Annotated in this window: 5 protein-coding genes; 3 read left to right on the plus strand and 2 right to left on the minus strand. The window is 64.2% G+C overall.

Translation table 11 applies throughout. The features are described from left to right. Positions 1 to 85: 85 nt before the first annotated feature. Entirely contained in the window at positions 86 to 2668 is a 2583-nt protein-coding gene (gene glgP, locus WBQ44_RS03410) for an alpha-glucan family phosphorylase (RefSeq protein WP_495565334.1), read from the minus strand. 144 nt (positions 2669 to 2812) lie between these two features. Here glgP and WBQ44_RS03415 point away from each other — a divergent pair, with 144 nt between their 5' ends. The 3 genes from WBQ44_RS03415 to WBQ44_RS03425 are packed head-to-tail and all read left to right on the plus strand — an operon-like array spanning position 2813 to position 8509. Beyond that, on the plus strand, positions 2813 to 4822 hold the full coding sequence (locus WBQ44_RS03415) for an alpha-1,4-glucan--maltose-1-phosphate maltosyltransferase (protein ID WP_495565335.1): 2010 nt from the start codon (positions 2813 to 2815) through the stop codon (positions 4820 to 4822). A gap of 12 nt (positions 4823 to 4834) precedes the next feature. Next, on the plus strand, positions 4835 to 7039 hold the full coding sequence (gene glgB, locus WBQ44_RS03420; protein ID WP_495565336.1) for a 1,4-alpha-glucan branching protein GlgB: 2205 nt from the start codon (positions 4835 to 4837) through the stop codon (positions 7037 to 7039). After that, on the plus strand, positions 7040 to 8509 hold the full coding sequence (locus tag WBQ44_RS03425) for a neutral zinc metallopeptidase (protein WP_495565337.1): 1470 nt from the start codon (positions 7040 to 7042) through the stop codon (positions 8507 to 8509). Positions 8510 to 8528: 19 nt separating this feature from the next. On the opposite strand, the gene WBQ44_RS03430 is transcribed toward WBQ44_RS03425, so the two are convergent. Continuing rightward, a partial coding sequence (locus WBQ44_RS03430; protein ID WP_495565338.1) for a tetratricopeptide repeat protein occupies positions 8529 to 9175 on the minus strand: 647 nt, incomplete at its 5' end.

The raw sequence follows: 9175 nt of genomic DNA on the forward strand, positions 1-9175 counted from the left end.
TCGCTTCCGCCGTTCTGGGAGACGTCCGACCCCGAGATAGTCCGCAAAGCGCTGACTCGCCTGGCAGGCAACGGCGACTGACGCGTCAGCCGATCGGAGTCTTCACCAGCCCCAGTTCGGCGTCGCCGGCAAAGAGAGCATGGTGTGGCAACACCCGAACGGTGTAGCCGACGGCACCACTGACCGGTAGCACCGTGTCGGTCGCGAAGATTTCGCCCAGCGAGTCCGTGCCGGCGTGGTCCATGGTCACCGTTCGAACATCGGTCAGGTTTTCTTCGTCGTCGACCCGGCCGAGAACCGCTTGCACCACCACGTCGGACGGCGTCAATCCACCGAGCCGAACGAACGCCCGCAACGAGAGCTTTGCGCCGATCACCGGCGTGTCCGGCAGGCCTTCGCTGTCGACCTGAACGACCTCGACCGATTGCCATGCGTGTTCGACGCGGTGGCGGTAGGCAGCAACGTCCTTGGCTCCTGCGTGACCGTCGGCGTCGGTTGAACGGGCGGCTTCGGCTGCGGGCGCGTAGTAGCCGAGCGTGTAGTCCCGCACCATTCTCGACGCCAACACCTTCGGTCCGAGGTCCTCGAGGGTGTGCCGAACCATTTCGATCCACCTGGTCGGGACTCCGTCGGTTCTGTCGTAGAACTTCGGGAGCACTGCTTGTTCGAGCAGTTCGTACAGCGCGGCCGCTTCGAGGTCGTCCCTGCGGTTGTCGTCGGTGACTCCGTCCGCCGTCGGGATGGCCCAACCGTTCTCTCCGTCGTACATCTCGTCCCACCAGCCGTCTCGGATGGAGAGGTTGAGCCCGCCGTTGAGTGCGGACTTCATTCCGGACGTACCGCACGCTTCGAGCGGACGGAGCGGATTGTTGAGCCACACATCGCAACCCCAGTACAGGTACCGCGCCATGGACATGTCGTAATCGGGAAGGAAGACGATGCGGTGCCGCACGTCGGCCTCGTCGGCGAAGCGGACTATCTGCTGGATGAGCGCTTTGCCGCCGTCGTCGGCGGGGTGCGACTTGCCTGCCACGACCAGCTGCACCGGTCGTTCGGGATCGAGGAGCAACCGTTTGAGCCGTTCGGGCTCCCGCAGCATCAGCGTCAACCGCTTGTACGTCGGTACCCGTCGCGCGAATCCGACGGTCAACACGTTCGGGTCGAACACCTTTGCTGTCCAGCTCAATTCGGCTGCCGTCGAACCACGTTCGAGGCTCGATCGGCGAACGCGCCGCCGAACCTCCTCGACGAGTTGGCCACGCAGCTCGTTACGCGTGGCCCACAATTTCTCCGCGGGCACAGTGCGCAGCTGCTCCCAGCCACGCGCTTCTTCCAGCGCTTCGGGTCCGATGATCTCGTGTGCCAGATCCATCCACTCGCGGGCAGCCCAGGTGGGTGCGTGCACACCGTTGGTCACCGAACCGATCGGCACCTCGGACCGATCGAAGCCACGCCACAGGTCACTGAACATTCCGCGACTGACGGTGCCGTGAAGTTTCGAGACGCCGTTCGCCCGCTGGCCGAGCCGCAAGCCCATATGCGCCATGTTGAACACCGAGCGATCGGCCTCGGCGCCCAGCGCGAGAACCCGCTCCATCGGCAAGCCCGGGAGCAACGCAGAGTCGGTGGACCCATCGGTGCTGCCGAAGTAGTGGCGGACCAGATCGGCCGGGAACCTGTCGATGCCGGCAGGGACGGGAGTATGGGTCGTGAACACCGTTCCGGCGCGAACGGACGCGAGAGCCGAATCGAAGTCGAGCCCCTCCGAGGTCATCAACTCTCGAATGCGCTCGGCTCCGAGGAAGCCCGCGTGGCCCTCGTTCATGTGAAAGACCTCGGGGTCCGGCAGACCGTTCTGCCGGGTGTAGGCGCGAATTGCACGCACGCCGCCGATGCCGGCCAGTATCTCCTGCTTGATGCGGTGGTCCTGATCGCCGCCGTAGAGACGATCGGTCACACCGCGAAGTTCGGGGTCGTTGTCCGGAATGTCCGAGTCCAACAGCAACAGCGGTACCCGGCCGACCTGCGCGATCCAGATGCGAGCCCGGAGTACGCGTGCACCCGGCATCGAGACGTGGATGAGCACGGGTGTTCCGGACGATTCCGTCAGTAGCCGCAGAGGAAGGCCCTGCGGATCGATCAACGGGTATCGCTCCGCCTGCCAGCCGTCGGCGGTGAGCGACTGCCGAAAGTACCCCGAGCGGTACAGCAGGCCGACGCCGATGAGCGGCAACCCCAGGTCCGACGCCGCTTTGAGGTGGTCGCCTGCGAGGATTCCCAGGCCGCCCGAATAGTTGGGCAGCACTTCGCTGACACCGAATTCCATGGAGAAGTAGCCGATACCGACGGGCAGCGACCGTCCGTTCTGCAGCTGTTTCTGGTACCAGAGCGGCTTGCTCAGATAGTCACCGAGGTCGGCGGCCAGCCGGTCGAGGCGGCCGACGAACGCATCGTCCAACGCCAGGGATTCCAGGCGGGACGGTGCCACGGCGCCGAGTAGGCCGATCGGGTCTCGTTCCGTCTCGACCCAGAGCAGCGGATCGATTTCCTCGAACAGCTGCTGGGTGGCCGAGTGCCACGACCAGCGGAGGTTTGTCGACAGTTCTGCGAGGGCATTCAGACGCTCGGGCAGGTGGGCTCGGACAGTGAACCGACGCAAAGCTTTCACGGCTCGAACCCTACCCACCCCGGGGCGTGCCTGTCTCGACTTGAAGATCTCGTTCGACAACGGCACGGCCACCACAACTGCACTACGGTTGTTTCGAAAGAGCTCGCCGACCATGTATGAACTGAGCGAAGAACGGAGCGTGAAGTGACAGGTCGACTCGGTATCGACAATGTCCTTCCAGACACGGCCACCGGAAAGTACCCCGCGAAAGCAGTGGTGGGCGAAGCTTTTCCGGTGTCGGCAGACGTGTGGCGCGAAGGCCACGACGCTGTCGCCGCGACACTGGCGGTCCGAGGTCCAGGACTACACACCCCTCTACGAATCACGATGATGCCGGGGCGTGAGCCCGACTCGTTCGATGCGCTATTCACCCCTACGGCCCCCGGCTACTGGATATGCAGGATCGAAGCGTGGTCCGACCCGGTGTCGACGTGGCGGCACGCCGTCGAGGCCAAGCTGGGTGTCGGTCAGAGCGCCGCCGAACTCGCCAACGACCTCGAAATCGGCGCACGGGTGTTCGAAAAGGCGGCCGAGGGAGTCCCCGACGAGGACCGCGCCCTGCTCGACGATGTCGTTACCGCGCTGCGTGACACGGACCGTCAACTGCCTGCGCGGGTATCTCCCGCGTTCGCTGCCGAGGTCACCGAGCTGCTGCACGACTACCCGCTTCGGGAGTTGGTGACGCGATCGACGGCCATCAACATCTGGGTCGACCGCGCCCGCGCCTTGAACGGCTCCTGGTACGAGTTCTTCCCGCGCTCGACCGGCGGGTGGAACGACGACGGCACACCGCGGCACGGCACGTTCGCGACGTCGATCGAGCAGCTCCCGCGTGTAGCGCGGATGGGCTTCGACGTCGTCTATTTACCTCCGATCCATCCGATCGGCACGATCAATCGCAAGGGGCCGAACAACACTCTGACGCCGGGGCCCGATGACGTCGGCTCTCCGTGGGCGATCGGCTCCAAGGACGGCGGGCACGACGCCATCCATCCGGAATTGGGCACCGAAGCCGATTTCCGTGCTTTCGTCGACGCGGCGAACGCGCTGGACCTCGAGGTCGCACTCGACCTGGCACTGCAGGCGGCGCCCGATCACCCCTGGGCCGCCGAGCATCCCGAGTGGTTCACCGTTCTGCCGGACGGCACCATCGCCTACGCCGAGAACCCTCCCAAGAAGTACCAGGACATCTATCCGGTCAATTTCGACAACGATCGACGCGGCATCTACGAGGAAGTACTGCGAGTCGTCCGCCATTGGGTGTCGTTGGGAGTCAAGATCTTTCGGGTCGACAACCCGCACACCAAGCCACCGGACTTCTGGGAATGGCTCATCGCGGAGGTGAAGAAGACCGACCCCGACGTCCTCTTCCTGGCCGAAGCGTTCACCAGGCCGGCCCGCATGTACGGACTCGCCATGCGTGGCTTCACGCAGTCGTACACCTACTTCACCTGGCGAGTGGCGAAGTGGGAACTCACGGAGTTCGCGGAGGAGCACGCCCGACGGTCCGACGACGCCCGCCCGAACCTGTTCGTCAACACGCCGGACATCCTGCACGAGAGTCTCCAACACGGTGGCCCGGGCATGTTCGCGCTTCGAGCGGTTTTGGCAGCCACCATGTCACCGACGTGGGGTGTCTACTCGGGCTACGAACTGTACGAGCACCAGGCCGTCCGCCCGGGCAGCGAGGAGTACCTCGACTCGGAGAAGTATCAGCTCCGGCCCCGAGACTTCGAGGGCGCCCTTGCCCGGGGTGAATCACTCGAGCCTTGGTTGACCACGCTCAACGCGATCAAACGGGCGCACCCCGCGCTTCAGCAATTGCGCAACATTCACTTTCACCACGTGGACAACGATGCGATCATCGCGTACTCGAAATTCGACGCCAATACCGGTGACTCGGTGTTGGTGGTGGTCAATCTGAATCCGTTCGGCCCCGAGGAAGGGACCATCTGGCTCGACATGCCACAGATCGGTCTCGACTGGCACGACAGCCTCACGGTCACCGACGAAGTCAGTGGCCAGCAATTCCATTGGGGACAAGCCAATTTCGTCCGCCTCGAGCCCTGGAAGGCAGTGGCGCACATCCTGGCATTGCCCACTGTCCCCTACCCGGCACGACTCGAACTGGCCTACCGCGGCAACCGGAAGTGAGTGGGAATCAACGTGACCGAGAATCCGACCACACCTGACATCGCTGCGCCCAGCAGCAACGACCTCGACCTGCTGGCGCAGGGGAAGCACTACAACCCGCATTCGATCCTGGGTGCGCACACGGTGCCCGGCGGTACCGCAATTCGGGCTCTCAAGCCCAACGCGGAGTCGGTTGTCGCCCGCATCGGCGGCAAAGACTATCCGTTGACGCACGTTGCGCACGGGCTGTTCTCCGGCCTCGTTCCATTCGAAGAGTTGATGGACTACCGACTCGCGGTCACCTGGCCCGGTGATAACACGACGGTGTCCGCCGACGGGTATCGATTCCTTCCCACTCTCGGCGAGCTCGACCTGCACCTGTTCGGGGAGGGTCGCCACGAAAGATTGTGGGACATCCTCGGCGCGCACGCACAGAACTACACGACGCCCGACGGCGACGTGAGCGGTACCTCGTTCGCGGTCTGGGCACCGGCCGCCAAGGGCGTCACCGTCATCGGGAGCTTCGACGGATGGACCGGCCAGAGCTTCCCGATGCGGGCGCTCGGCTCGACCGGCGTCTGGGAGCTGTTCATCCCCGACCTCACGCCGGGCACCATCTACAAGTACCGCGTTCACGGGTCCGACGGCGTCACTCGCGACAAGGCCGATCCCATGGCGTTCGCCACCGAGATCCCGCCCGCGACGGCGTCGGTCGTCACAAGCTCCGACTTCGAGTGGTCCGACGACGACTGGATCGACAAGCGCGCAGAGATCGAACCGACGGCCGCTCCCATGAGCGTGTACGAGATTCACCTCGCGTCGTGGCGTCAGGGGCTCGACTACAGGGAGCTCGCCACCCAGCTCGCCGACTACATCCTCGAGACCGGTTTCACCCACGTCGAGCTGCTTCCGGTGGCGGAGCACCCCTTCGGCGGATCCTGGGGTTACCAGGTCACCTCGTACTACGCACCCACGTCGAGGTTCGGCAGCCCCGACGATTTCCGATACTTCGTCGACCACCTGCACGCGGCGGGCATCGGCGTCATCGTCGACTGGGTTCCGGCGCACTTTCCCAAGGACGAATGGGCGCTCGCACGGTTCGACGGCGGCGCACTCTACGAGCACGGAGACCCGCAGCGCGGTGAGCAACTCGACTGGGGCACATTGGTCTTCGACTTCGGTCGCCGCGAAGTACGCAACTTCCTCGTTGCCAATGCGTTGTTCTGGCTCGACGAGTTCCACATCGACGGCCTACGCGTCGATGCGGTCGCGTCGATGCTCTACCTCGACTACTCACGTCCCGAGGGCGGGTGGACGCCGAACATCTACGGTGGTCGCGAAAATCTGGAGGCCGTGTCGTTCCTGCAGGAAATGAACGCGACCGTGCACAAGAAGTTCCGCGGAGTGGTCACCGTCGCCGAAGAGTCGACCGCGTGGCCCGGCGTCACGCGCCCTACTTCCGTCGGCGGGCTCGGCTTCAACATGAAGTGGAACATGGGCTGGATGCACGACACGCTCGGGTTCCTCGGACGCGATCCCATCCACCGCACATACCACCACCACGAGATCACGTTCTCGGCCGTGTACGCGTGGAGCGAGAACTACCTGTTGCCCATCAGTCACGACGAGGTCGTGCACGGCAAGGGAACTCTGTGGACGCGCATGCCCGGCGACGATCACTCGAGGGCCGCGGGCATGCGAGGGTTGCTTGCCTACATGTGGGCGCACCCCGGCAAGCAGTTGTTGTTCATGGGCCAGGAGTTCGGGCAGACCCGTGAGTGGTCCGAGGAGCGCAGCCTCGACTGGTTCCAGCTCGACCAGGACAACGACCACGGTCTGCACCGCGGGGTGTTGAACCTGGTCACCGACCTCAACGCGGTCTACCGCAGTCAGCCTGCGCTGTGGACGCTGGACTCGTCGCCGAGTGGTTACCAATGGATCGACGCCAACGACACCGAGAACAACGTGCTCAGTTTTCTGCGGTACGGCACGGACGGCTCGGTCGTCGCCTGTGTCTTCAACTTCTCAGGAGTCGTCCGCGGGGACTATCGTGTCGGACTACCGGAACCTGGACGTTGGACAGAGATCCTCAACACGGATGCGATCTCGTACGGCGGCGGTGGCGTCGGCAATCTCGGCGAGGTAACCGCAACTTCGCATTCGTGGCACGGTCGACCGGCGTCAGCCCAGGTTGCACTTCCCGCCAACGGTGCGATCTGGATCAAACTGGAGAGATAGATGAGTGGCGGTCGTACCCGGCACACACTGTGGATGACCGCCCTCACCGCTCTGGCTGCTTTGACCGTACTGACGCTTGTCGCGTCGTGCAGCCAGAGCGTCGACGGCCGTGCCGTGTCCATCTACGAAAATCCGTTCACGGTCGCTGGGCTTCCTGTCACCGACGGCCCCAGCGGTCCTCGGCCCGGTGCCCGAAACTCGAGTCTCGATGTGCGGAACGCCGAGGGCACCGACTCGGACGTTCTGGCCACGAATGCGATCGACGACATTCAGCGGTACTGGACGCAGACCTATCCGGAATTGTTCACCACGCAGTTCACGCCGGTCTCGGAACTGATTTCGTGGGACGCAGGCCAGGACGACGGTGACGGCATCCGGTTCTGTGGTCTGCGCACGGGAGGCGTTCCGAATGCTGCGTACTGCACTCGGGACAACACCATCGGCTGGGACCGCACAATTCTGCTGCCTGCCCTCGTCGACGCCTTCGGTCCCATGGCCGTGGTCATGGTGATGGCCCACGAGTACGGACACGCGATTCAGCACCAGTCGGGTCTCGTCGGAGACGACACACCGACCATCGTGGCCGAGCAGCAAGCGGATTGCTTCGCCGGCGCGTTCATCCGGCACGTTGCGGAAGGCAACGCGCCCCACTTCACGATCAACACATCCGACGGGCTCAACGGTGTTTTGGCTGCAACCGTGGCCGTTCGCGATGTCGACCCCAACGACCCCGAGTCGGTACACGGTTCGGCCTTCGAGCGAGTGACGGCCGTTCAAATCGGATTCACGGACGGCGCGGGAGCATGCCTGGCGATCGACGAGAGCGAAATCGATTCGCGGCGTGCCGAGCTCCCGCAGAAGTTCAGCGACGCAGACGACGACGGCGAACTTCCGATCACGGTCGAATCGCTCGATGCCTTCGTGCGGTCGTTCGAAAGCCTTCTCCAACTGGAAAATCCGCCGGCGGTCACCTACGAGGGCACCGATATCGGGTGCCCGGACGGCACCGCCACCGAGCCCGTGTCGTACTGCGCGTCCACCAACGCGCTGGGGGTCAACGTCGACGCATTGGCCGAACTCGGCACCGCGGAACAGCCTCGGAGAGAGGACATCATTCCGCTCAACGTGTCCGGCGACTACTCCGCCTACGTCCTGTTCGCCTCGCGCTACACCCTGGCCGTACAGAGCGCCGCAGGGCAACCACTCGACACCCCGCAGACAGCGCTGCGTTCGGCGTGCCTGTCCGGAGTCATCACGGCCGGGCTCAGCGCAGAGAATCCACAGGCTTCCGGGCTCGAAGTATGGCTCTCCCCCGGCGATCTCGACGAAGCGGTATCAGGATTGTTGAGTGATGGCCTGACTGCGAGCGATGTCAATGGCGTCACCCTCCCCAGCGGCTTTTCGCGCGTCGACGCGTTCCGCTCGGGAGTGCTCGGCGGTCAGGACACCTGCAACGTGCGCTACCAGTAGCTGTCGGTACTGCAATCCTTCAGTACAGGGCCGAAGCCAATTTGCGACGAGCGGCAACCACTACCGGGTCGGCCTTGTCGAACAACTCGAACAGTTCGAGCAGTCGAGTGCGTAGTTGCGTCCGCTCGTCACCGGTCGTGCGCTTGATGCCATCGATCAGGCGTCCGAATGCAGCTTCCGGATTCTGTTGTGACAGTTCGACATCGGCAGCTTCGATCCGCGCGGTGATGTCGTCGGGCGCGGCGTCTGCCTTCGCCACCGCATCGTCGTCGAGATTTTGTACACGAGCCAAGAACGTGATCTGGCGCAGTGCCGCCACCGCATCGGCGTTCGCAGGTTCAGTGTCGACGATCGCCTGGTACACCTCAATCGCCCGATCAAAATCACCGTCGTCGATTGCCTGCTCGGCTGCAACGAGCCGCGGATCTTCCTCCTCAGGCGCTTCCTCGGCCGGTTCTGCACCGGGAGGACCGCTGAGTTTCCCTGCGGTTGCCTGCTCGACGGCGTCGATCCACTTGCGCAACTGCTCGTCCGGCTGTGAACCCTGAAAGTCGGCGAGCGGCTGGCCCGCAGCGACGGCGACAACCGTCGGGATGGCCTGCACACCGAACGCCTGCGCGATCTGGGGGTTCGAGTCGACGTCGACTCGAGCGTGCACCCACCGTC

Source organism: Rhodococcus sp. (in: high G+C Gram-positive bacteria), assembly GCF_049591685.1.
GTDB lineage: Bacteria > Actinomycetota > Actinomycetes > Mycobacteriales > Mycobacteriaceae > Rhodococcoides.

Bases quoted from the DNA above. Each gene is read 5' to 3' on its own strand.
- WBQ44_RS03425 (WP_495565337.1), top strand. From the start codon at position 7,040: ATGAGTGGCGGTCGTACCCGGCACACACTGTGGATGACCGCCCTCACC.